The organism is Chlorobium sp. N1 (assembly GCF_004332115.1).
GTDB lineage: Bacteria > Bacteroidota > Chlorobiia > Chlorobiales > Chlorobiaceae > Chlorobium.
The window spans coordinates 411,532-432,994 of sequence record NZ_SJPA01000001.1 but is presented as its reverse complement, the minus strand read 5'-3'; the positions used below and the strand labels follow the sequence as shown (position 1 = coordinate 432,994).

General features: G+C 62.3%; 18 protein-coding genes. 7 read left to right on the top strand and 11 right to left on the bottom strand.

The features are described 5' to 3' along the window. The first annotated feature begins 26 nt into the window (after positions 1 to 26). On the top strand, positions 27 to 1,088 hold the full coding sequence (locus E0L29_RS01935; protein ID WP_131353975.1) for an agmatine deiminase family protein: 1,062 nt from the start codon (positions 27 to 29) through the stop codon (positions 1,086 to 1,088). 1,065 nt (positions 1,089 to 2,153) lie between these two features. Here E0L29_RS01935 and mdh read toward each other — a convergent pair. The 4 genes from mdh to E0L29_RS01915 all read right to left on the bottom strand — a co-directional run bounded on the left by mdh (position 2,154) and on the right by E0L29_RS01915 (position 4,560). Further along, a complete protein-coding gene (mdh, locus tag E0L29_RS01930; protein ID WP_131353973.1) occupies positions 2,154 to 3,086 on the bottom strand; it encodes a malate dehydrogenase in 933 nt (310 codons plus the stop codon). Between the two features lie 337 nt (positions 3,087 to 3,423). After that, positions 3,424 to 3,678, bottom strand: coding sequence for a 50S ribosomal protein L27 (gene rpmA, locus E0L29_RS01925; protein WP_011358238.1), 255 nt, complete (start codon positions 3,676 to 3,678; stop codon positions 3,424 to 3,426). Positions 3,679 to 3,717: 39 nt separating this feature from the next. Further along, positions 3,718 to 4,005, bottom strand: a complete 288-nt coding sequence (gene rplU, locus E0L29_RS01920) for a 50S ribosomal protein L21 (RefSeq protein WP_131353971.1) — start codon at positions 4,003 to 4,005, stop codon at positions 3,718 to 3,720. A gap of 105 nt (positions 4,006 to 4,110) precedes the next feature. After that, on the bottom strand, positions 4,111 to 4,560 hold the full coding sequence (locus E0L29_RS01915; RefSeq protein ID WP_131353969.1) for a hypothetical protein: 450 nt from the start codon (positions 4,558 to 4,560) through the stop codon (positions 4,111 to 4,113). 195 nt (positions 4,561 to 4,755) lie between these two features. On the opposite strand from E0L29_RS01915, the gene mutS reads away from it, so the two are divergent. Next, complete coding sequence (mutS, locus tag E0L29_RS01910) at positions 4,756 to 7,374, top strand: DNA mismatch repair protein MutS (protein ID WP_131353967.1); 2,619 nt, start codon at positions 4,756 to 4,758, stop codon at positions 7,372 to 7,374. Then, positions 7,361 to 8,812 (top strand): radical SAM protein, encoded by a 1,452-nt coding sequence (locus E0L29_RS01905; RefSeq protein ID WP_131353965.1) that lies wholly within the window; start codon positions 7,361 to 7,363, stop codon positions 8,810 to 8,812. The genes mutS and E0L29_RS01905 overlap by 14 nt, the downstream gene beginning before the upstream one ends. On the opposite strand, the gene E0L29_RS01900 is transcribed toward E0L29_RS01905, so the two are convergent. Next, entirely contained in the window at positions 8,805 to 10,562 is a 1,758-nt protein-coding gene (locus tag E0L29_RS01900) for an ABC transporter ATP-binding protein (RefSeq protein WP_131353963.1), read from the bottom strand. The genes E0L29_RS01905 and E0L29_RS01900 overlap by 8 nt on opposite strands. Positions 10,563 to 10,641: 79 nt before the next feature. On the opposite strand from E0L29_RS01900, the gene E0L29_RS01895 reads away from it, so the two are divergent. After that, on the top strand, positions 10,642 to 11,043 hold the full coding sequence (locus E0L29_RS01895; protein WP_131353961.1) for a MerR family transcriptional regulator: 402 nt from the start codon (positions 10,642 to 10,644) through the stop codon (positions 11,041 to 11,043). Between the two features lie 106 nt (positions 11,044 to 11,149). On the opposite strand, the gene E0L29_RS01890 is transcribed toward E0L29_RS01895, so the two are convergent. Further along, complete coding sequence (locus E0L29_RS01890; RefSeq protein WP_131353959.1) at positions 11,150 to 12,250, bottom strand: bacteriochlorophyll a protein; 1,101 nt, start codon at positions 12,248 to 12,250, stop codon at positions 11,150 to 11,152. Positions 12,251 to 12,481: 231 nt separating this feature from the next. Between E0L29_RS01890 and lnt the strand changes: the two genes are divergently transcribed. After that, a complete protein-coding gene (lnt, locus tag E0L29_RS01885) occupies positions 12,482 to 14,110 on the top strand; it encodes an apolipoprotein N-acyltransferase (RefSeq protein WP_131353957.1) in 1,629 nt (542 codons plus the stop codon). On the opposite strand, the gene E0L29_RS01880 is transcribed toward lnt, so the two are convergent. Beyond that, entirely contained in the window at positions 14,091 to 15,215 is a 1,125-nt protein-coding gene (locus tag E0L29_RS01880; RefSeq protein WP_131353955.1) for a sigma-54 dependent transcriptional regulator, read from the bottom strand. The two genes, lnt and E0L29_RS01880, sit on opposite strands and share 20 nt — an antisense overlap. A gap of 31 nt (positions 15,216 to 15,246) precedes the next feature. Continuing rightward, complete coding sequence (locus E0L29_RS01875; RefSeq protein ID WP_131353953.1) at positions 15,247 to 15,981, bottom strand: SPOR domain-containing protein; 735 nt, start codon at positions 15,979 to 15,981, stop codon at positions 15,247 to 15,249. A gap of 124 nt (positions 15,982 to 16,105) precedes the next feature. Between E0L29_RS01875 and ispE the strand changes: the two genes are divergently transcribed. Further along, positions 16,106 to 16,972 (top strand): 4-(cytidine 5'-diphospho)-2-C-methyl-D-erythritol kinase, encoded by an 867-nt coding sequence (gene ispE, locus E0L29_RS01870; RefSeq protein WP_131353951.1) that lies wholly within the window; start codon positions 16,106 to 16,108, stop codon positions 16,970 to 16,972. Positions 16,973 to 17,002: 30 nt separating this feature from the next. On the opposite strand, the gene E0L29_RS01865 is transcribed toward ispE, so the two are convergent. Continuing rightward, positions 17,003 to 17,860 (bottom strand): nitrilase-related carbon-nitrogen hydrolase, encoded by an 858-nt coding sequence (locus E0L29_RS01865; protein WP_131353949.1) that lies wholly within the window; start codon positions 17,858 to 17,860, stop codon positions 17,003 to 17,005. 15 nt (positions 17,861 to 17,875) lie between these two features. Continuing rightward, positions 17,876 to 19,183 carry an NCS2 family permease gene (locus E0L29_RS01860; protein ID WP_131353947.1) on the bottom strand — a complete coding sequence of 436 codons (1,308 nt, stop codon included), beginning with the start codon at positions 19,181 to 19,183 and terminating at the stop codon, positions 17,876 to 17,878. Positions 19,184 to 19,326: 143 nt separating this feature from the next. On the opposite strand from E0L29_RS01860, the gene E0L29_RS01855 reads away from it, so the two are divergent. Beyond that, on the top strand, positions 19,327 to 19,917 hold the full coding sequence (locus E0L29_RS01855; RefSeq protein ID WP_131353945.1) for a peroxiredoxin: 591 nt from the start codon (positions 19,327 to 19,329) through the stop codon (positions 19,915 to 19,917). 96 nt (positions 19,918 to 20,013) lie between these two features. Here E0L29_RS01855 and proS read toward each other — a convergent pair whose 3' ends face one another. After that, positions 20,014 to 21,459 (bottom strand): proline--tRNA ligase, encoded by a 1,446-nt coding sequence (proS, locus tag E0L29_RS01850; RefSeq protein ID WP_131353943.1) that lies wholly within the window; start codon positions 21,457 to 21,459, stop codon positions 20,014 to 20,016. Between the last annotated feature and the right edge of the window lie 4 nt (positions 21,460 to 21,463).

Below are 21,463 nucleotides of genomic sequence, written 5' to 3'. Positions count from 1 at the left end.
CAACAACCCCCATCCTTCCCCTATCCATGGCCGATCCGCAGTATGTCATGCCCGCTGAATGGGCTCCGCACAGGGCAACCTGGCTCTCATGGCCGCACAAGCTCGAGTCCTGGCCCGGGAAGTTCGAGCCGGTGCCGGCGGTCTTCGTTGAACTCGCCGCGTGGCTGAGCTCTTCGGAAGAGGTGCACATCAACGTACTCGACCTGGCGATGGAGGCGGAGGTGCGCCGCCTGCTCAGCGAGTCGGGCCACCCCCGCCTGCAGATGGAGCGGATCTTCCTGCACCGGATCCCGACCAACGATGCCTGGTGCCGCGACCATGGTCCCAATTTCGTCTACAGGACCGTCGGCGGAGAGGGCGTAGAGAAGGTGATCCTCGACTGGGAGTACAACGCGTGGGGCGGCAAATACGAGCCCTACGACGACGACAATGCCGTTCCTTCGCGTATTGCCGAGATGCGCGGAACCGAGTCGGTTTCCACAGGTATGGTGCTCGAAGGCGGTGCGATCGACGTCAATGGCAGGGGACTCCTGCTGACCACGACGGCCTGCCTGCTCAACCCGAACCGCAACCCCTCCATGAGCCGTGAGGAGATCGAACGGGAGTTGGGCCGGTGGCTCGGCATCAAAAAGGTGCTCTGGCTCGGTGAGGGGATTGCCGGAGACGACACCGACGGCCACGTCGACGACATGGCGCGCTTCGTCAGCGAAGACACCGTGGTCATCGCCGTCGAGGATGATCCGGAAGACGAGAACTACCGGCCGCTCCGAGAGAACTACGAACTCCTCAAGGGGTGCACCGGCCTCGGCGGCGAGCCGATCCGCGTCGTGAAGCTTCCCATGCCGGATCCCGTCTACTATGAGGGCGAGCGTCTGCCGGCAAGCTACGCCAACTTCTACATCGCCAACAGCGTGGTCCTGGTGCCTGTCTACCGGTGCGAGAAGGATAATGAGGCGCTTGAGGTCCTCCGCGGCTGCTTCCCCGGCCGCGAGGTCGTCGGCATCGACTGCAGCGATCTCATCTGGGGGCTCGGCGCCATCCACTGCGTTACCCACGAGGAGCCGGCAGATTCCCCGTCGAACGCATGAGCCCGTGGGCGGCCCGTCCGCCCAGCCACCTATCCACTCTTTCATCTCTCTTTCAGTACTGCGTCAGTTGCTGCAACAGTTGTGTCATAACTGTACAGGTTGTCCTGTTCTGAGCGGTTGCTTCAACGGCTTCTCCATGAACCCTCGGAGCGGTCGCTCCTGCAGAGATGCTGCCGGTGCGTTTTTTCCACTCTTTTCATTCGTGCCGTATGTTTTGGCACGCCAGTTGCAACTCTATCCATGAATCTGAAGAAACTCCACGCCCGTGGGGTGGAACAGGTGTAATGGGGGACACCTGTTCGAAAAAAAAGCGGCTGCAAGGCCGCTTTTTTTTTGCCTGTTCGCTAGTGGGGCGGCTGGTTCAGTCTGGTGCAGGATTGTCTCAGTATGGAGCAGATTGGGGCGGGAGCAGCAGAGTGATGGCTGAAACTGCGGGCATTCGAGCTTTGGCACGGTGGTTGCAGGTATATCGATGAACCTGATGAAATTCCTCACGCCCGTGAGGTGGAGCAGGTGTAATGGGGGACACCTGTTCGAAAAAAAGCGGCTGCAAGGCCGCTTTTTTTTTGTCCCAACTGCATCGGGGCGCCAGGCGCAGGATGGAGCAGTGATGTCCCGGATCGGGACACGCTGTGCCGGCCGTTACCGGTCCAATGGTGATGGACGCGGCGGATGGGATTTTGGCACGGTGGTTGCAAGTATATCGATGAACTTGATGAAATTCCTCACGCCCGTGGGGTGGAGCAGGTGTAATGGGGGACACCTGTTCGAAAAAAAAGCGGCTGCAAGGCCGCTTTTTTTTTGCCTGTTCGCTAGTGGGACGGCTGGTTCAGTCTGGTGCAGGATTGTCTCAGTATGGAGCAGATTGGGGTGGGAGCAGCAGACCGATGGCTGAAACTGCGGGCTTTCGAGCTTTGGCACGGTGGTTGCTGGTATATCGATGAACCTGATGAAATTCCTCACGCCCGTGAGGTGGAACAGGTGTAATGGGGGACACCTGTTCAGCAAAAAAGCGACCGTTGGGTCGCTTTTTTGCGTCTATGTCTTGCTGGTCGTTGACTCTCTTCAGGCGAGCAGCGTATCGAGGTTGCGGCAGTTCTTCTCCACGATGGCTGCCGACTGCTGGAGCGCCTTGAGCTCGTCCTCGGAGAGGTTGATCTCCATGATCTGCTCGACGCCGCCGCGTCCGAGCTTGACCGGTGCACCACAGTAGACGTCCTTGATGCCGAACTGGCCTTTCAGGCAGGTGGTGCAGGGGAGGATGCGCTTGCGGTCCCTGACGATGGATTCGATCATCTCGACGGCAGATGCGGCCGGCGCGTAGAACGCAGAGCCGGTCTTGAGGTGGTTGACGATCTCGATGCCGCCGTTCTTGGTCCGCTCGACGATGGCGTTGATCTTCTCCATCGGCATGAGTTCGGTGATCGGGATGCCGGCGACGTTCGTGTACTTGACGACCGGAACCATCGAGTCTCCATGGCCGCCGAGCACGAAGGCGTTGATGTCCTGCATCGAGACATGCAGCTCCTCGGCGATGAAGCTCCTGAAGCGTGCGGTGTCGAGTACGCCGGCCATGCCGATGACCCGCTCCTCGGGAAGGCCGCTGATCTGGCGGGCGACGTAGGTCATGACGTCGAGCGGGTTCGAGACCATGATGAGGATGGGGTTCTTCGAATACTTCATCACCTGGCTCGTGACCTCCTTGATGATCGAAGCATTTTTCTGCAGCAGGTCTTCTCGGCTCATGCCGGGCTTGCGGGCCAGGCCTGCAGTGATGAGGACGATGTCCGAATCGGCCGAGTCGCTGTAGTCGTTCGACCCCTTGATCTTCGTATCGAAAAGCGCGACCGGTCCGGATTCATACATGTCAAGGGCTTTGCCCTGGGGAATGCCTTCCACGATATCAATCAGCACGACCTCTCTTGCCAGCTGTTTCTCTGCAATGCGAAGCGCTGCGGTAGCGCCAACATTTCCGGCCCCGATAACGGTTATTTTCATAAAGCGGTCAGTTTAAATGGTGTAATGAATTGATTCCGGACGGCACTTCAACACGAAGCGAGGCAACCCTTTTGCGGCGCTCTTTTCCCAGGCGGAATGCTGCGCTGAATGGCTGCCGGGGCGCAGGGGCCTTCGGCGGGTTTCCTCGTCAGTTCCGCTGGCAGGGCGCTGCCCTGTGCAAGTTGCTATGATCCTGAATGCCGTGCCCGGGCACTCCTTTGAAAATCTGTCCCTACCCCAGTCGTCGAACGGGGCGGACCCGGGATTTCATAAAAAAAGCCGTCTTAAGGTAAGACGGCTATAAAGAAATATAACCTTTATTTATGGCAAGCCAAACTCAGGAAGGAAGGATATCGACCTGTTTCTTGTTGTTCCTGCCATTGCGGAAGGTCACGACCCCGTCGACAAGGGAGAAGATGGTGTGGTCGCGGCCGATGCCTGCGTTGGTTCCGGGCTTGATGACGGTGCCCCTCTGGCGCAGGATAATGGTGCCTGCCGAGACGGTCGATCCGCCGGCTGCCTTTACGCCGAGGTATTTCGGGTTGCTGTCGCGGCCGTTTTTCGTCGATCCGCCGCCTTTTTTATGAGCCATGGGAAGAAAATTATCGTTAAAAAACCTGTGCTGCTTCTCTTAGATGGAAACCACCTCGATCTCGGTCATCTGCTGGCGATGGCCGTTGCGCGACTGGTAGCGTTTCCTGCGCTTCTTCTTGAAGACCACGACCTTGTCGTCCTTGACATGGCCAAGAACCTTCGCCTTGACGCTTCCTGCGCCGAGAACGGTGTTGGCACCGTCGATGGTGGCCATGGAACCGATTTCCATGGTCTCGCCGATGGCGGTCTCTTGCCTGGGGACGAAAAGGGTGTCGCCCTTCCTCACCAGATACTGTTTGTCGGATATCTCGATCAGCGCCTGCATCTTGCTCGTATTAAGTGTATTAATGATAAAGGTCTCAAATATAGTATTCTTTTTCCTCAAATTCAAAATGAGAAGTGCTAAAAACGGAGGCCTATCCGCTCGCGCTCAGTGCAGGAGGAAAACAACCGAGAGCACGAGTGCGAACATCGAGAGGGAGAGGGCGAAGAGCCTGTACCAGCCGGCGAACTGCCGTGGCGTGCAGGGGTAGGTGATGGGCTGGATGAAGCGGATGATCCAGCCCATGGTGAGGGCCGCCTGCAGGATGAGGAGCACCACTTTCGCCCATACCCACCCCGTCCATCCGTGGTGGAGGAAGGCCATCGCGATGCCCGATGCGACGAGTCCGAGAAGGGCGCCGTCGGCCACCTTCGTTTCCAGCCCGATATAGCGGCGCAGCAGAAGGGCGGCCTCTCTGGCGGCCCCCTCCCCATCCTCTCCCGTCAGTTTCGGTTCCAGGGTCTTCAGGAGGAAGAGGGAGGCCAGGACGGTGCCGAACCATGCAGCGAAGGAGACGACGTGCGCCATGCGGAGGAGAGGGAGGAGGTCGAAGGACATGCTGTCGGGTCGCTAAGGGGTTGCGGAGGAAGGTCCGGTGCCAATATAGTTCCCTCGGCCGAGTGCGGCAAGCGGCCCGGGGATGCTTGTTTATTTAAGGCGTCTGCCGTAGCTTCCTGTTTGCCCGGCCGGCATCCCGCCGGAAGCGGGCGCCACCGGCGAAATCCTATAGAGAACGGCTGACCAGTAACCCCCATGGCAGGAAAAAAGGGCGGAGGGAAGAAAGAGCATTCCCCCATGATGCGCCAGTATCTTGAGGTGAAGGAGCGCTATCCGGACTATCTGCTCCTCTTCAGGGTCGGCGATTTCTATGAGACCTTCTTCGACGACGCCTGCACCATATCGACAGCGGTCAACATCGTCCTGACGCGGCGCTCGAACGGTTCGGCCGCCGACGTCCCGATGGCGGGGTTCCCGCACCACGCCAGCGAAGGTTACATCGCAAAACTGGTCCGCAAGGGTTTCAAGGTGGCGGTCTGCGACCAGGTCGAGGATCCCGCCCTGGCCAAGGGGATCGTCAGGCGCGAGATCACCGATATCGTCACCCCCGGCATCACCTACAGCGACAGCATCCTCGACGACCGCCAGAACAACTACCTCTGTGCCGCCGCCCTCATGAAGGAGGGGAGGCAGCGGGTCGCCGGCGTGGCATATATCGACGTGACGACGGCCGAGTTCCGCCTGGCCACCATCCCTGCCGAGTCGCTTGCCGACTTCGTCCGATCCCTCCACCCTTCGGAGCTCCTCGTCGCGCAGTCGGAAAAAGCCGATGCGGAGGCCATGCTGAAGGGGAGTGCCGGCATTCTCGTGACCGGACTCGAAGACTGGATGTTCGGCGAGGAGCATGCCGGAGAGGTCCTTCAGCGCCAGTTCAGGACCCATTCGCTCAAGGGGTTCGGCATCGAGGGGAACCGGGCCGGCCGGGTTGCCGCCGGCGTCATCCTCCAGTACCTCGAGGAGACCCGCCAGGGAAGGCTCCAGTATATCACCCGGATCGCCGAGATGCAGGGTGGGGAGTACATGACGCTTGATTTGCAGACGAAGCGCAACCTCGAAATCATTTCGTCCATGCAGGACGGCTCGCTCAACGGCAGCCTCCTGCAGGTCATCGACCGTACCTCCAACCCCCTCGGCGGGCGGCTGATCCGCCGCTGGCTGCAGCGTCCGCTGCTGTCGGCCGCCCCGATCCGCATGCGCCACGATGCCGTCGAAGAGCTGCTGCTCGAGCGCCGGCGTCGCGGCGCGTTCGGCGAGCTGCTCTCCTCGGTCGGCGACCTGGAACGCTCACTTGCGCGTATCGCCACCTTGCGCACCGTTCCCCGCGAGGTGCTCCAGTTCGGCCGTTCGCTCTCTACGGTGCCGGGCCTGAAGTCCCTTGCCTCCGAATCTTCCTCCGAGCTGCTCCGCGCCCTCGGCCGACGGCTCCGTGAGCTCGGTACGCTGACCGACGGCGTCGAACGGGCGATCGATCCCGAGTGCGGCGCCTCGATGCGCGACGGCGGCTACGTGCGTGAGGGCTACAGCCCAGAGCTCGACGAGCTGCGCGCCATCTCCTCCACCGCCAAGGACCGCCTGATGGAGATCCAGCAGGAGGAGCGCCAGCGTACCGGCATCTCCTCGCTCAAGGTCCAGTTCAACCGCGTCTTCGGCTACTATATCGAGATCAGCCGGGCCAACCTCGACCGGGTTCCGGATTTCTACGAGAAGAAGCAGACCCTCGTCAACGCCGAGCGGTACACCATTCCCGCCCTGAAGGAGTATGAGGAGAAGATCCTCCATGCCGAGGAGAAAAGCCTCCGGCTCGAATCGGAGCTGTTCGGCGAGCTCTGCCGGATGATCGCCCGGGAGGCGTCGGCGGTGCAGGAGAATGCCGCCGTGATCGCCGAGCTGGACTGCCTCCGCTCCTACGCCGTCGCGGCAGAGGAATATGGTTACTGCAAGCCCGGGATCGACGAGGGCCGCGATCTCAGGATCACCGCCGGGCGCCATCCCGTGCTCGAGCGGCTTCTTTCTCCCGAGGATCCGTTCGTCTCGAACGACTGCCTGTTCGACGAGCAGCAGCGGATGCTCATGATCACGGGCCCGAACATGGCCGGAAAAAGCTCTTATCTCCGCCAGGCGGGGCTCATCGTCCTGCTTGCGCAGGCCGGGAGTTTCGTGCCGGCCGAATCTGCCGAGATCGGACTCGTCGACCGCATTTTCACGCGCGTCGGCGCCAGCGACAACCTCGCCTCCGGCGAGAGCACCTTCCTCGTGGAGATGAACGAGGCGGCAAGCATCCTCAACAACGCCACCGGGAGGAGCCTCATCCTGCTCGACGAGATCGGCCGTGGCACCAGCACCTTCGACGGCATGTCGATCGCCTGGGCAATGAGCGAGTACATCGCCGGCACCATCAAAGCCCGGACCCTTTTTGCGACCCATTACCATGAACTGGCCGAGCTCGAGGAGCGCCTCCCGGGTGTGGTCAACTACAACGCCACCGTCATCGAGACGGCCCAGAGCGTGATCTTCCTGCGCAAGATCGTGCGTGGCTCGACCGACAACAGCTACGGCATCGAAGTGGCCCGGATGGCAGGCATGCCGCCGGAGGTGATCGATCGGGCCCGCCAGATCATGGCCGGGCTCGAGAAGCACGATGTGGCCGTTCCTGCGGCCCCCGCCGTCCGGGAGAGCATGCAGATCAACCTTTTCGACGCCGTGGAGTCGCGCCTGCAGAAAGCGCTGCAGGCAATCGACGTCGACCGCCTTACGCCCATCGACGCCCTGCTCGAACTCAAAAAGCTCCAGGGCTACCTCGATGGCCGGAGCTGAGAAGAATGTCCTCCTGGTCTTCATCCAGGCCGACAGCGGCGTTGACGGCGCCTCCCTCCTCGCAGAGGGCGAGCGTTCCCCGGGCCTCTTCTCCTCTCTCAGGGATACCCTCTTCAGCCGCATCATCCGCCGTGCGCAGTTCGCCATCCCTCCGCTCTCGCTGATGATCCTCGCTTCCGTCGAGGTGGAGGGCGTTCGCCAGGAGTACTGCGACCTCCGTTTCGAGCGTTTCCCCGCCGACAGGGAGTGGGACCTTGTCGGCATCAGCGTGCAGACCGGTGCTGTCCGTCCCGCCTTCGAACTTGCCCGGGCCCTCCGCCGGCGCGGGGTGAAGGTGGTGCTCGGCGGGCCCTACGTCACCCTTTTTCCCGAGCGCTGCCGGGAGCATGCCGACGTTCTGGTGACGGGTGAGGCCGACGAGCTGTGGCGTGAGGTGCTTCTGGATCTTGTGCGCGGTTCCCTGAGGGCGGAGTACCGCCAGTCGGTGCCGCCGGACCTCTCGCGCCGGGGACCGGTCAGCAAGTCGATGCTCGATTTGAAGAGTTATTTTACGACCAACGTGGTGCAGACCACGCGCGGCTGTCCCTACAGCTGCGACTTCTGCACGGTCCATGTGATGAACGGCCACCGTCTCCGCCACCGTCCGGTCGCAGAGGTGCTGCGGGAGGTGGAGGGGTTCCTGAAGGAGGATCGGCGGATCTTCTTTTTTCTCGACGATACCATCAACGCCAGCGAGCGCTACGCACGCGAGCTCTTTACGGGGCTCATTCCGTTCGGCATCCGCTGGGTGGGCCAGTCGACCACCTCGCTCGGCGAGAACCCCGCCCTGCTCGAACTCTTCGCCCGTTCGGGCTGCGGCGCCCTGCTCGTCGGTATCGAGAGCATCGGGGACGGGAGCAACCACGCCCACCAGAAGTTCCACAACCCGGCATCGCGCCAGGTGGCATCGATCAGGGCGATCAGGGATGCGGGGATCTGCGTCTACGGCAGCTTCATCTACGGCCTCGACGGCGACACGCTGGACATGCCGCAGCGGATCGAAGCGTTCATCGAGGAGACGGGGGTGGACGTACCGGGCATCAACCTGCTCCGGCCGATCCCCGGAACCGGCCTGTTCAGCCGGCTTGCCGCCGAGGGCAGGCTCCTGCACGACCCCTCGAACCACGACGCATTCCGCTTCTCCTGGGGCCAGGAGATGCTCTATCGCCCGAAATCCATTCCCCTCGAGGAGTTCATTCCCTCATACACCGCCCTGACCCGGCGCGTTTTCACCCCCCTCAACGCCCTGAAACGCGCAGCTGCGGCGCCCACCCTCAGGGCCTCGGTGCTCTCGTTCAATCTGCTCTATGTGCATCTGTACGGGCTGGCGCGCCGGGACCTCATGGGTCAGCTTGCCACGCTCGGCGGCCTGGAAGAGGTGCGGCGGCCTGTCAGCTGAGGGAGAGGATCTCCTCTTCGAGGAGCTGCTGGTTGTAGAGTTCGAAGTAGATGCCCTCCTGGCTGAGCAGCTCTTCATGGGTGCCGCTTTCTGCGATCCTGCCATCCCTGAGGACGATGATCCTGTCGCAGTTCTTCACCGTCGATATCCTGTGGCTGATGAGGATCACCGTGGTGTCGGGGAGCTGCTGGAGCAGGGCGTCGAAGAGCTTCGCCTCCGTGTCGGTGTCGACGGCCGAGAGCGCGTCGTCGAGGATGAGGATCGAGGGTTTCCAGGCAACCGCACGGGCGATGCAGGCCCGCTGCTTCTGTCCGCCGGAGAGGTTGATGCCCTTCTCTCCGAGCATGGTCTCGAAGCCGTCGGGAAAGTCCTGGACGTCGTCGTGGAGCATGGCCGTGCGGCTGGCTTCGAGTACCGCGTCGACCCGGCTCTCGCGGCTTCCCCAGCTGATGTTGCGGGCGATGGTGTCGGAGAAGAGGAAGTTGACCTGCGGCACGAACCCGATCGATTCCCTCAGCTCCTTGACGGGGATGGTGCGGATATCCCTCCCGCCGAGGGTGATGGAGCCGGCAGTCGGGTCGTAGAGTCGCGGGATGAGGCTGACGAGCGAGCTTTTGCCGGATCCCGTGGCGCCGACGATCGCCGTTTTGGTTCCGGGCTCGATATCGATCGACAGGTGCTCGAGCACCGGCTGTCCGTCGCTTCCCGGATAGCTGAAGCTGACGTCGTGGAAGGAGAGCATGCCTTCGTGGACGGGTTCTCGAGGGCGTTCAGCCGACCGGTCGGCAGTCTCGGGGCCGGGCTCGGCGGCGAAGATCTCGTCGAGTCGCGCCTGTGCTGAGGAGGCTTTCTGGATGATGCTCGTAACCCATCCGATGGAGATGATCGGCCAGCTGAGCATGGTAACGTAGACGATGAACTGGGCGATGCCGCCGATGGTCATCGTGCCCTCCATGACGCCCGCTCCGCCGATCCAGATGACCGGCAGCAGCGAGAATGCGGTCAGGGATGTGAGGAACGCGAAGAACAGCGCCTGCAATCTTCCGAGGGAGAGGTTCTTTCCGTAATATTCCTCGTTGAGCTTCTCGAAACGCTCGATCTCGAAGGCCTCCCGCGTATAGCTCTTGACGATGCGGATGCCGGAGAGGTTCTCCTGGACGAGGTTGGTGATGGCCGCATAGCTCTCCTGGATGCTTTTCGAGCGTTTCTGCATCGAGCGTCCGATACGGTAGACCGACCAGCTCAGTATCGGGGCCGGCAGGAGGGCGAAGAAGGTGAGTTTCGGTGAAAGCGATATCATCGCTGCCAGCGCGAAGAGCAGCCGGAAGAAGGTGTTCAGCGAGTACATGATGCCGGGTCCGAGGAACTCCCTGACGGCGTTCAGGTCGTTGGTCCCCCTCGAGATGAGCTCACCTGTGCTCGTCATGTTGTAGAACGCTCTCGGCAGGCTCTGCAGGTGACGGTAGTAGTCGTTTTTCAGATCATATTCGATATGGCGCGAGGTGACGATGATGCTCTGGCGGACGAGGAAGAGGAAAAAACCGCTGAGGAGGGCGAAGAGCACGTAGAGTCCGGCGTTGCGGAGCACGTCGCTGATCATGAAGGGGCCGTTCATGCTGTCGACGGCAAGGCGGATGTAGCGTGGGCCGATGACGGCGCAGATGTTCGTCAGGATGATGAAGACGAACCCTGCAAGCAGTTTTACGCGGTACCTCGAAAGGTAGGGCCAGAGGCTGAGAAGATTTTTCATCCGTCGTGTTGTTGAAGTGACGGTAGTAAATGTATAATAAGAATGACGAAAACAAAACAATGCCACACGGGGGAGCCAGATGCCGTTTGATTCCAGCAAGAACTATTACTCGATAGGCGAGGTAAGCCGCATCGCCGGCGTTCCTGCTTACCTCCTGCGGTACTGGGAGTCTTTCTTCAAGGAGCTCCGGCCGGGACGCGATACCCGGGGAAACCGCCGGTATACCCATACCGACATGGCCCTCGTTCTCCACATCAAGGACCTTGTCTACGAGCAGGGGTACCGGCTCGGCAAGGCCAGCGAACTGATGAAGCGGGACGGGAAGCCGAAGAATCAGGATCCCAGGACCCGGGAGATCCTGCGGCTCCAGGATGAGATCGGCCAGTCGGACAGGAAGAACCGGGTGGTCGACGAGCGCAGGGTCATGCTGCTGAGGGAGGTTCGACGGGAGATCGAGGAGATCCTGCAGCTGCTCGGTTGAGCGGGCTTGGCGAAGAGGGCGGGGCGGAAGGACGTTGATTCGGATGAAAACGAGAAGACCGGCTGTTGCCGGTCTTCTGTCTTTCTGTCGTTGTCCGAGAGGGTGCTTACTGTGCGTAGAGCACTTCGAACTGGCCGGTGCCGCCTTTGCAGACGTGCTCGACCCAGCGGGCGTATGCACCACCGCTCCAGCGGTATTCCTCGAGGTTCTGCGAACGGAACTGAGGTGCAGCATAGCGGATCTTGTAGCCCTTCGGAAGGACGATCTTGAGCTGGGTGTCGACGGTGAAGTCGTTGAACTTGCCGACCATGCCGTGGTGGACCAGCGGGATGAGCGGATGGTTCAGGATCCTGCGGAGTCCGCCGCCTGCGTCTACGGAGACGCCGGGGAAGTCGCCGTCGACCTTGACCTCGATACCCTGTGAATCGGAACGGAAGCCGGCTTCAACGGAAGCGGGCCGGTTGAGCTTGTCGGCCGGGAAGAGCTCTGCCCAGCGTGCGATGGAGTCGACGATGCCGGAACCGCCGTGCGAGAAACGCCAGCGGGTGACGCCGACCGGTCCTTTCTCGCCGCTCTGGGTGCCGATGCTGTTGACCTCGATCTTCGAGATGCGCTGGCCACCCTCGTTGAGTGCGGTGAATGCAGGTCCGATGAACCAGAAGTCGCGGATCCAGTCGTTGAACGCGCCGGTGGTCTGGAGGGCCTTCAGGGTGCCTTCCCAGGTGTCGATGACGTCGTTGTTGTCGAGCGGCACCTTCATGATGATGTCGTGGAACTGGCGGCCCTGCATGTAGATCGGGTTCGGCACGTTCCTGCGGACCGCATCGGAGCGGTAGTAGAACATGTTGACGACCGAGCCTTCGAAGGAGAACGAGTGGGAGAAATCACCGACGGTGACGGAGCCCTCGCCGACGCAAATCCTGCGCTCTTTGGTCTCATTGGCGATGTCAGCTTCGACGACCAGCTTGTTCTTCGTGCTGTCGACGATCGACTCGATGACAGCTGAGAAGCGCACGAAGCCCTTTGCGGGATCCAGCGGCTTCACGTTGATCTTGACGTTGCAGTCTGCGGGCAGCAGGGGGAGGGCCGGGGGGACGTTTACTTTCGCCCGGGCTTTTACCTTTCCCCATGAGCTCGAACCGCCCTCGAGAACGATTTCGTAATCGGAGTGAGCGGTGGTCGCGTCTTTAGTGCCGAAAAGAGCCATAATGATTTCTCCTTTTTCTGATGGCGTTGAAATTGGATATTTGCAGGGGCCCGTTTTAACTGCAAGCCTACCCCCGTTAAATAACAGCTTGAAATAAATTTAAAGAATAAATAATCAATAAAAAAGCAAAATATATCCCACCCGTTTATCTCTTAGCCCGAAAAGTCGTATAATTTTTCGTGCAATTGCCGCGTTCATTGGCTTTGTCCATCGATTCACCGCTCCAAAGCAATGACTGTATTCCCGTCGACGGCCGGCCGGTTCCGGCGATCCCCGTATCTTCCGCCGCTCCTCAGCGGCATCCTCCTGGCCCTCGCTTTCCCGTCCTATCCCTCGATTCATTTCGAGCTGCTGGCCTGGGTCGCCCTGGTGCCGCTGCTGCACTCGATCGCCCCGGACCCGTCGGCGCGCTCGGTGTTCCTGAAGACCTTCCTCGCCATGCTCGCCTATTCGGCCGGGGCGCTCTGGTGGGTCTGTCTTGCGACCCTGCCCGGCGGCCTCCTCACCATCCTGGCCGAGGCCCTGTTCCTCTCGGTGCCCTTCATGCTCTTCTTCATGGCCGCAAGGCTCTGGGGCGTGCGGCCGGCCCTGCTGTCATTCCCCTTCCTGCTGACGGGGTGGGAGTGGCTTTACATGCAGCAGGAGCTTTCGCTCGGGTGGCTGACGCTCGGCAACTCCCAGGCCAACCTTCTCCTGATGGTGCAGTACGCCGACATCACCGGCGTGTGGGGTATCAGCTTCTGGCTTGCCGCTTTCAACGTGCTCGTCCTTTTCCTCCTGCTCGACGGCCGGCGGCGGCTTTCGCGCTATGCCCCCGTCCTTCTTCTCATGGTGCTGGTGCCGATGGCCTACGGCTTCCTCCGCCTGCACTCGCCCCGGGAGGCGGCCGAGGGCGGTATGCTCCGGGTGAGCCTCGTGCAGCCGGACATCGACCCCTTCGAAAAGTGGCAGCGCTACACCAGCCGCGAGACCCTGGAGCTTTATTATCTCCTGAGCGACCGTGCCGTCATGCAGAGCCGGCCCGAGCTGGTGGTATGGCCGGAAACCGCCCTGCCGTTCTACATCCTCGACGACGGGTACGGCGACTACCTTCTCTCCCTCCGCCGTTCCCTCCGGCTCTGGAGGGTGTCGCTGCTGACCGGGTTTTCGGACATCGTCTATGCCGATCCCGGCGAGCGCCCCCCTTCAGCGGGGCCGGGCCGGTTCGACCGGGCGAGCGGGCGCTACTTCGAGGTCTTCAACGCCACCATGCTGCTTACCCCCGGAGGGGAAGAACCGCAGATCTACCGCAAGTCGAACCTGGTGCCGTTCGCCGAGCGGGTGCCATACTCGGGGTACTTCCCGGTGCTCGAGCGCCTGGCCTTCTCCCTTGCCGGGGTGGGGAGCTGGGGGCGCGGGCCGGGCCCGGCCCTCATGGAGCTTCCGAGGGAGGGGCGGGCGAACGTGAAGCTCGCCAATATCATCTGCTACGAGTCGATCTTTCCGGGCTACGTTTCCCGGTTCGTCAGCCTCGGTGCCGAGCTGCTGACGCTGGTGACCAACGACGGCTGGTACGGAACCTCCTACGGGCCGTGGCAGCATCTTGCGATCGGCCGCCTTCGCTGCATCGAGAACCGCCGCGCGATGGCCCGCTGCGCCAATACCGGCGTGACCGAGTGCATCGATCCTTTCGGCCGAACCATCGCCAGCCTGCCGTGGTGGGAGGCGCGGGTGCTGAACGCCGAAGTCCCGCTCGGACGGAACATGAGCTTCTATACGCGCCATCCTGACCTTCTGGCGAAGGCCTCCGTCGTGGTGTCGCTTCTTGTCGTCGGGGGTGGCTGGGTGCGCCGGATCGTGTTCAGAGGCCGTAGGTCTTGATCTTGCGGTAGAGCGTCCGCTCGGTGATGCCGAGTGCGGCGGCAGCTTTCCTCCGGCTGCCGCCCGAGGCTTCCAGCGCCTCGGCGAGCGCCTGTCTCTCGGCCGCCTCGAGCGGGCGCACCTCGGGATCCGCCGGCGGGGGAACATCCCGGGCAGGCTCCGTCCTGTCGGGCAGGAGCAGCTGCCGGGAGTGCCGGGGTTGGCCCTCATGCAGGAGCTGCTGGAGCATCTGGCGGATCTCGCTCACCTCCTGGCGGAGCTGGATGATGCTGCTGTAGACGAGCTGGAGCTCGTTCTTTTCCGAGCGTACCGGATCGTGGACCAGGCTCTTGAAGCGGCTCCGCTGCACCAGGTGCTTGTCGAGGACGTCGGGCGTGATCTGGCGTCCCTTTTCAAGGACGAGCAGGGATTCGATGAGATTGCGCAGTTCGCGGACGTTTCCCGGCCACGGGTAGCGCAGGAGCATCTCTGTGGCTTCGGGACTGAACCCTTCGAAGGGGATGCGGTGCTTCGACTCGAACTCGTGCACGAAGTGTTCTGCCAGCAGCAGGATGTCGCTGCCGCGTTCGCGCAGCGGGGGGAGGTGGAGCTCGACGCTGCGCAGGCGGTAGTAGAGATCCTCGCGGAACTCGTTCTGGCTGACCGACTCGATGAGGTTGCGGTTGGTGGCTGCGATGATGCGGGTGTCGGAGTAGATGGACTCCGACGATCCGACCCGCTGGAACCGGCCGTTTTCGATGACGCGGAGGAACTTGACCTGGGTCTCCGGAGGCATCTCCCCGATCTCGTCGAGGAATATCGTTCCCCGGTCGGCCGATTCGAAATAGCCTTTCCGCGCCTGCACGGCGCCGGTGAAGGCCCCTTTTTCATGGCCGAAGAGCTCGCTTTCGAGGATGCCTGCCGGAATGGCGCCGCAGTTGACCGGGATGAAGCTGCCCGACGCCCTTCGGCTGTGGTTGTGGATGAATCGCGCCAGCACCTCCTTGCCCGAGCCGGTCTCGCCGGTGATGAGCACCGTGATGTCGGTTTCGGCGACCTGGAGGGCGAACTGGCCGAGCCGCACCATGAGGTCGCAATTTCCGATGAGGCCGTGCTCTTTTTTCATCTGCCTGTTGCTGTAGCGGTAGTGTGCGGCACTACCTGATGGGAAGCGTGATGGAGGGAATCGAGAGGCGCCGGCCGGCCGACTTGGCGGCGTCGGCGCTCCTGAACCCGCTTGCCAGCCGCACCTTGTACATCTGTCTCTCGAAGACGACCGTGACCTGACTTTCAGCGGAGAGGCGGTCGGCGAGCGCTTCGGCGTTGGCGCGGCTGCTGAAGCTTCCGAACTGGAGCGTATGGGTGTCGCCGGGGGCGTAGGCCGTCGTACTGTAGCGGGCCGGCTTCTGCGGCTCGGGTGCGGGCGTGGGGGCCGCGGGCGCCGGCGGCACGGCTGCCGCCACAGGCGCTGCGGGGGCGGCCTTCGGCTGCGGCGGAGCTGCGGGGACGGGCGTTGCAACGGGTTTTGAGAGGCGGGGCACCGGAACCTCTGCGGTGAGGGTGCGGTTGTAGTCGGCGATGCGCCGGTGGCTGATCGGGTCGATGGCCGGATCGGGGTACATGACCAGCTGCTTGCGGAAGAGTGCGACCGCCTTCGGCCCGTCCTCGCAGAGGAGCGCCTCTATGACGGCCTTCTCTGAAGGTACCACGGCTTTTTGACGGATTTTTTGTAATAAATATGTCTTATCTTGCTCCACATACTGCCGGATGAGGGTCGCATAGGAGGTCTCGCCCGCAGCCCGGGCTGCAGGGGAGAGCATCGTCAGTGCGGCCGAGGCCGCCATACAGAGCGCGAACGAACGGAGCATGGAGCCGGCCTTTCCTCTGGGCATGGTAACTGCGTGTTGATGTTGTTGGTTGTGTATGCCTGTATGTCTTCCAGCGCAGTCAATATGACAAATTTTTCATACAAACGGAACCCTTCCCGCTGTTCCTGAATACAACCGGATATCCCCGATGAACCCTATTTCCGTCAACGCGTTCGCCAAGATCAACCTCGGACTCTTCATCACCGGAAAACGCCAGGACGGGTACCATACCCTCGAGACCATCTTCGCTCCCGTCAGCTGGCACGACACCCTCCGCTTCAGCCCGGCCGATACCATTTCGATGCGCTGCACCAACGCAGACCTCCCGACCGACGACAGCAACCTCTGCATCAGGGCGGCCCGCTCGCTGCAGGCGCACGCCTCCCTCTCCGCAGGAGTCTCGATCGAGCTGGACAAGCGGGTGCCGTTCGGTGCCGGCCTCGGCGGCGGCAGCAGCGATGCGGCGGCCGTGCTGCGCGTCCTGAACCGGTTCTGGAACATCAACGCCCCTCTCGAGGAGCTGCACCCTCTGGCCGTGAAGCTCGGGGCCGACGTGCCGTATTTTTTCGAGATGGAGGGGCTCGCCTATGCGGGCGGCATCGGCGACGAACTGACGGACCTCGATTCTGCGCTGCCGTGGTACGTCGTGACGGTGTTTCCTTCGGAGCACATCTCCACCGCCTGGGCCTACGGCAACTTCCACCGCCGGTTCGGCATCGAGCGTCCCGACATCAAGACGCTCGCCGCCGGCCTTTCCGCAACCCATGAGACGGAGCGGCTCGCCCTCTTCGAAAACGATTTCGAGTCGGCCGTCTTCGAGCAGTTCCCGATGGTCGCGGAAGTGAAGCGCCTCATGCTCAATGCCGGGGCCGTCTTCTCATCGCTCTCGGGCAGCGGCTCGGCCGTCTATGCGCTTTTCGGGCGTGAGGACGAGGCCCTGCAGGCGCTCTCTTCGCTTCCGGACGCCTACCCCTCCAACATCACCCCTCCCGGTTTCACCATGCGGCAGCCCTGACGGCCGCCGCTCCGGTTTATTTCTTCTTTTTCAGCCCTTGCGGCCCGTGATGATCGACTGCATCTCCGCCGAGATCAGCCGCAGGTCCTCGTCGAGGAAGTGCGACGAGTGCAGCCGGGTGCGCTTCACCGCGGAGAAGTCCAGCACGGTTTCGAGCACCTTCTCCTCGAAGAGCGGCGCGGTTGCCAGCGCCGTGCCGTCCGGCCCCGTCAGGGAGGAGTTTCCCCAGTAGGTGAAGCTGTCCTCGTTGCCGACGCGGTTGACGCAGCAGACGAAGGTGCTGAAGAGGAAGGCGTAGGTCGAGGCGATCGTCTGCCACTGGGTGACGATCGGCGGCAGGCCTGATCCCGGGGCCATGCGCAGCGGGCTCGACATCATGACCAGGAGCAGCTGTGCTCCCTGGTGCGCGAGCAGGTAGGGAACCGATACGTGCCAGAAGTCCTCGCAGATGGCGACCCCGATGCGGCCCAGCCGGCGCGAGTCCACCGCCGTGATCTCCTGGCCGGCCGAGAAGTAGCGCAGCTCCTCGAACATCCCGTAGGTCGGCAGGTAGATTTTGCGGTGGATGCTTCGTCCCGCCCCGTCCTCGAACATGAATGCTGAATTGTAGACCCCGTAGTCCCGGCTCAGCTCGATCGCTCCGCAGATGATGGTGATCCTCCGGCTCAGCTCCCGGAGCGGGTCGAGCCGCGGGTCGTCGATGTGCATGGCGATGTCCTGCGCGGCATCCTGGACGTTGTAGCCCGAGAGCGAGAGCTCCGGGAAGGCGATGGCGTCGGCGCCGTTTTCGAGGGCTTCCTCGGCGAGGCGGCAGTGGCGGGCGAGGTTCTCCTCGAAGTTGGCGAGGGTGCAGTCCGTCTGGGCTATGTGCAGTCTGGCGTTCAGCATGGTGTCGGGTACGGTTTAGTGGTAGGGGTAGAAGATGAAGAAGATGGTCGATATGGCTCCGAGGACCCACATTCCTGCATTCAGCTCGCCGCGGCGTCCGGTGAGGAGCTTCATGAGGATATGGGCGATGAAGCCCGCCGTGATGCCCACCCCGATGTTGAAGGTGAAGATCATGAGCGCGATGGTGAGAAAGGCCGGAACCAGCTCGGCCTGGTCGTTGAAGTCGAGTTTCGTCACGGAGGCGAGCATGAACATGCCGACGAGCACCATCGGCGGACCGTAGGCGAAGGAGGGCACGACGGTGAGCAGCGGTGAGAAGAAGAGCGAAATGGCGAAGAGCGCGGCCACCACGACGGCCGTGAACCCGGTTCTTCCGCCCTGCTCGATGCCGGTGGCCGATTCGATGTAGATCCCGGCAGTCGTCGTGCCGAGGATGGCGGCCAGGAGGGTCGAGAGGGCGTCGACGAGCATCGGCTTTTCGATGTCGGGAAGGTTGCCCCGGCCGTCGAGCAGGCCCGCCCGCGCCGAGAGGCCGTAGAGCGAGCCCATCGTGTCGACGAAGTCCATGATGAGGACGCTGGTGACGACGCCGAGGAAGCCGAGGCCGAGGGCAGCCCTGAAGTCGATGTGCAGGAACACGGGTCCGATGTCGGGCGGCAGGCTGAAGGGCGCGGCGGGAAGCCCGACGAGGCCCGCCATCATTCCTGCGGCGGTGGCGGCGGCGATGCCGATGAGGATCGCTCCCGGGACCTTCCGGGCGAGGAGCACCGCCGTGAGCAGGAGTGCGCCGAGCCCGATCAGCGTTCCCGGGGCAGTGATGTCGGCCATCCTGACCGGAGCACCCGGCACGCCGAGCGCGACGACGCCCATGTCGCCGAGCCCGAGAAATGCGAGGAAGAGCCCGATGCCGACCGGGAAGCTGTGCTTGAGCGAAAGGGGGATCGATTCGGCAAGCCAGCGCCGGAGCCCCAGCAGGGTGAGCAGCGTGAAGAGCGCGCCGCTGAGGAAGATGGCGGCAAGGGCGGTCTGCCAGGAGTATCCGAGCACCTGCACGACCGTGTAGGCGAAGAAGGCGTTCTCTCCCATGTAGGGCGCCACGGCGAACGGCCGTTTTGCATAGACGCCCATGAGGAGCGTGCCGAAGAGGGCGGTAAGGATGGTGGCGGTGGTCGAGGCTCCCCTCGGCATGCCTGCCGCCTCGAGGATGGCGGGGTTGACGACGATGACGTAGGCGACGGTGAAGAACGTGGTCATGCCGGCCAGCAGCTCCCGGCGGTACCCGGTGCCGTGCTCGCTGAACCTGAAGTACGAGTGTATGCCCATCTGCGTTTCTCCGGAATGGTGGCGTCCCTTTTGGCGTTATCCGTCGTAAATGATAAGGATTTCTTTGGATAATCCGCTGGATCCTCTATATTGGATAAAAGAAGTCCTGTTTTAAGTCAACCAAAAAGCCAAAGGGGGGAGTCATGGGTGTTCTTGTCGGGCGCACGGCGCCGGAATTCAATGTGGAGGCCGTCGTCAACGGCCGGGAGTTCGTCGATTCGTGCAAGTTGTCGGATTTCCGGGGGAAGTACGTGGTGCTCTTTTTCTATCCGCTCGATTTCACCTTCGTCTGTCCCACCGAGCTGCATGCTTTCCAGGAGAAGCTCGACGAGTTCAGGAAGAGGGGTGTTGAGGTGATCGGCTGCTCGGTGGACTCCAAGTTCTCGCATTTCGCCTGGCTGCAGACTCCGCGCAGCCGCGGCGGCATCGAGGGCGTGACCTACACGCTGCTGTCGGACCTCAACAAGACGGTGTCTGCAGACTATGACGTGCTTGCCGAAGGGGCCGGCGTGTCCCTGCGCGGACTCTTCCTCATCGACAAGGAGGGGATCGTGCGCCACCAGGTGGTCAACGACCTCGGTCTCGGCCGCAACGTCGACGAGGTTCTGCGCATGGTTGACGCCCTGCAGTTCACCGAGCAGTTCGGCGAGGTCTGCCCCGCCAACTGGAACAAGGGCGACAAGGCGATGAAGCCGACCGACGAAGGGCTGAAAGACTTCTTCCGCGACGAGTAGGAACCGTCCGGAACGGATCGGCTGAATGAAAAGAGCCGCCTGCATCATCGGGATGCGGCGGCTCTTTTTTGCGTACGGCGGTTTTTGCGTGAGGGGTCAGTAGGCTTTGGCGAAGACCACCTTCCGGGCGGCAGGGTTGCCGGAGTAGATGCAGGTGCCCGGTTCGTGCATGCCGTAGCGCTCGATGTATCCGGCCTCTTCGGGCATGACTCTGATGGTGGCCTTGGTCTCCTCCTTGATCTTCTCCTCGCTTTCCGGGGTGCCGTCCCAGTGGGCGATGACGAATCCCTTCTCGACGGCCTCCTTGAACTCCTCGTAGGTCGTCGCTTCCACGGTGTTCTCCTCGCGGAAGCGGAGGGCTTTCTGGTACATCTCCTTCTGCATGGCGTCGAGAAGTCCCTGCACCTCGGCTGGAAGCTCTTCTCCGAGCTGCAGCTCGATCTTCTCGCCGGAGTCGCGGCGGGCGGCGATGCAGATGCCTTTTTCGATGTCGCGGGGACCGAGCTCGATGCGGACCGGGATGCCCTGCAGCTCGTATTCGGCGAACTTCCATCCGGGCGAGTTCTGTTCGCTGTCGTCGACGAAGGTGGCGATGCCCTTCTGGTTGAGCGCTTTTGCGATAAAGCGCGCATGGGCGCGCACCTCTTCCTTGTCGCCCCTGAGGATCGGGATGATGACCACCTGGCGCGAGGCCAGTTTCGGCGGGAGCACGAGGCCCCGGTCGTCGGAGTGTGCCATGATGAGCGCACCGATGAGGCGGGTGGAGACCCCCCAGCTGGTTGCCCAGACGTAGTCGAGGCCGCTGTCTTTGGTCTGGAACTGGCAGTCGAAGGCTTTTGCGAAGTTCTGGCCGAGGTTGTGCGAGGTGCCGGCCTGCAGCGCCTTGCCGTCCTGCATCATCGCTTCGATGCAGTAGGTCTCCTCAGCTCCGGCGAACTTCTCGCTGTCGGTTTTCCGGCCCATGATGACCGGCATGGCCATGTACTCTTCGGCGAAGGTGCGGTAGACCCCGATCATGCGCATGACCTCCTCCTGTGCCTCTTCGGGGGTGGCATGGGCGGTATGGCCCTCCTGCCAGAGGAACTCGGTGGTGCGCAGGAACAGCCGGGTGCGCATCTCCCAGCGCACGACGTTGGCCCACTGGTTGATGAGGATCGGCAGGTCGCGGTAGGACTGGATCCATTTCTTGTAGGAGGACCAGATGATGGTCTCCGAGGTCGGGCGGACGTAGAGTTTTTCGGCAAGTTCCTCTCCACCGCCATGGGTGACGACGGCGCACTCCGGCGCGAACCCTTCGATGTGCTCGGCCTCCTTGGCGATGAAGCTTTCTGGAATGAAGAGGGGGAAGTAGGCGTTGACGTGGCCGGTCTCCTTGAACATCCGGTCGAGGGCGGCCTGCATCTTCTCCCAGATGGCGTAGCCGTTCGGACGGATGACCATGCATCCGCGCACGTCGGAGTAGTCTGCGAGTTTTGCCGACCGTACCAGGTCGATATACCACTGTGAGTAGTCTTCGTTTCGTGCGGTGATTTTGTCTGCCACGGAT

Bases quoted from the DNA above. Each gene is read 5' to 3' on its own strand.
- E0L29_RS01935 (WP_131353975.1), top strand. From the start codon at position 27: ATGGCCGATCCGCAGTATGTCATGCCCGCTGAATGGGCTCCGCACAGG.
- mdh (WP_131353973.1), bottom strand. From the start codon at position 3,086: ATGAAAATAACCGTTATCGGGGCCGGAAATGTTGGCGCTACCGCAGCG.
- rpmA (WP_011358238.1), bottom strand. From the start codon at position 3,678: ATGGCTCATAAAAAAGGCGGCGGATCGACGAAAAACGGCCGCGACAGC.
- rplU (WP_131353971.1), bottom strand. From the start codon at position 4,005: ATGCAGGCGCTGATCGAGATATCCGACAAACAGTATCTGGTGAGGAAG.
- E0L29_RS01915 (WP_131353969.1), bottom strand. From the start codon at position 4,560: ATGTCCTTCGACCTCCTCCCTCTCCTCCGCATGGCGCACGTCGTCTCC.
- mutS (WP_131353967.1), top strand. From the start codon at position 4,756: ATGGCAGGAAAAAAGGGCGGAGGGAAGAAAGAGCATTCCCCCATGATG.
- E0L29_RS01905 (WP_131353965.1), top strand. From the start codon at position 7,361: ATGGCCGGAGCTGAGAAGAATGTCCTCCTGGTCTTCATCCAGGCCGAC.
- E0L29_RS01900 (WP_131353963.1), bottom strand. From the start codon at position 10,562: ATGAAAAATCTTCTCAGCCTCTGGCCCTACCTTTCGAGGTACCGCGTA.
- E0L29_RS01895 (WP_131353961.1), top strand. From the start codon at position 10,642: ATGCCGTTTGATTCCAGCAAGAACTATTACTCGATAGGCGAGGTAAGC.
- E0L29_RS01890 (WP_131353959.1), bottom strand. From the start codon at position 12,250: ATGGCTCTTTTCGGCACTAAAGACGCGACCACCGCTCACTCCGATTAC.
- lnt (WP_131353957.1), top strand. From the start codon at position 12,482: ATGACTGTATTCCCGTCGACGGCCGGCCGGTTCCGGCGATCCCCGTAT.
- E0L29_RS01880 (WP_131353955.1), bottom strand. From the start codon at position 15,215: ATGAAAAAAGAGCACGGCCTCATCGGAAATTGCGACCTCATGGTGCGG.
- E0L29_RS01875 (WP_131353953.1), bottom strand. From the start codon at position 15,981: ATGCCCAGAGGAAAGGCCGGCTCCATGCTCCGTTCGTTCGCGCTCTGT.
- ispE (WP_131353951.1), top strand. From the start codon at position 16,106: ATGAACCCTATTTCCGTCAACGCGTTCGCCAAGATCAACCTCGGACTC.
- E0L29_RS01865 (WP_131353949.1), bottom strand. From the start codon at position 17,860: ATGCTGAACGCCAGACTGCACATAGCCCAGACGGACTGCACCCTCGCC.
- E0L29_RS01860 (WP_131353947.1), bottom strand. From the start codon at position 19,183: ATGGGCATACACTCGTACTTCAGGTTCAGCGAGCACGGCACCGGGTAC.
- E0L29_RS01855 (WP_131353945.1), top strand. From the start codon at position 19,327: ATGGGTGTTCTTGTCGGGCGCACGGCGCCGGAATTCAATGTGGAGGCC.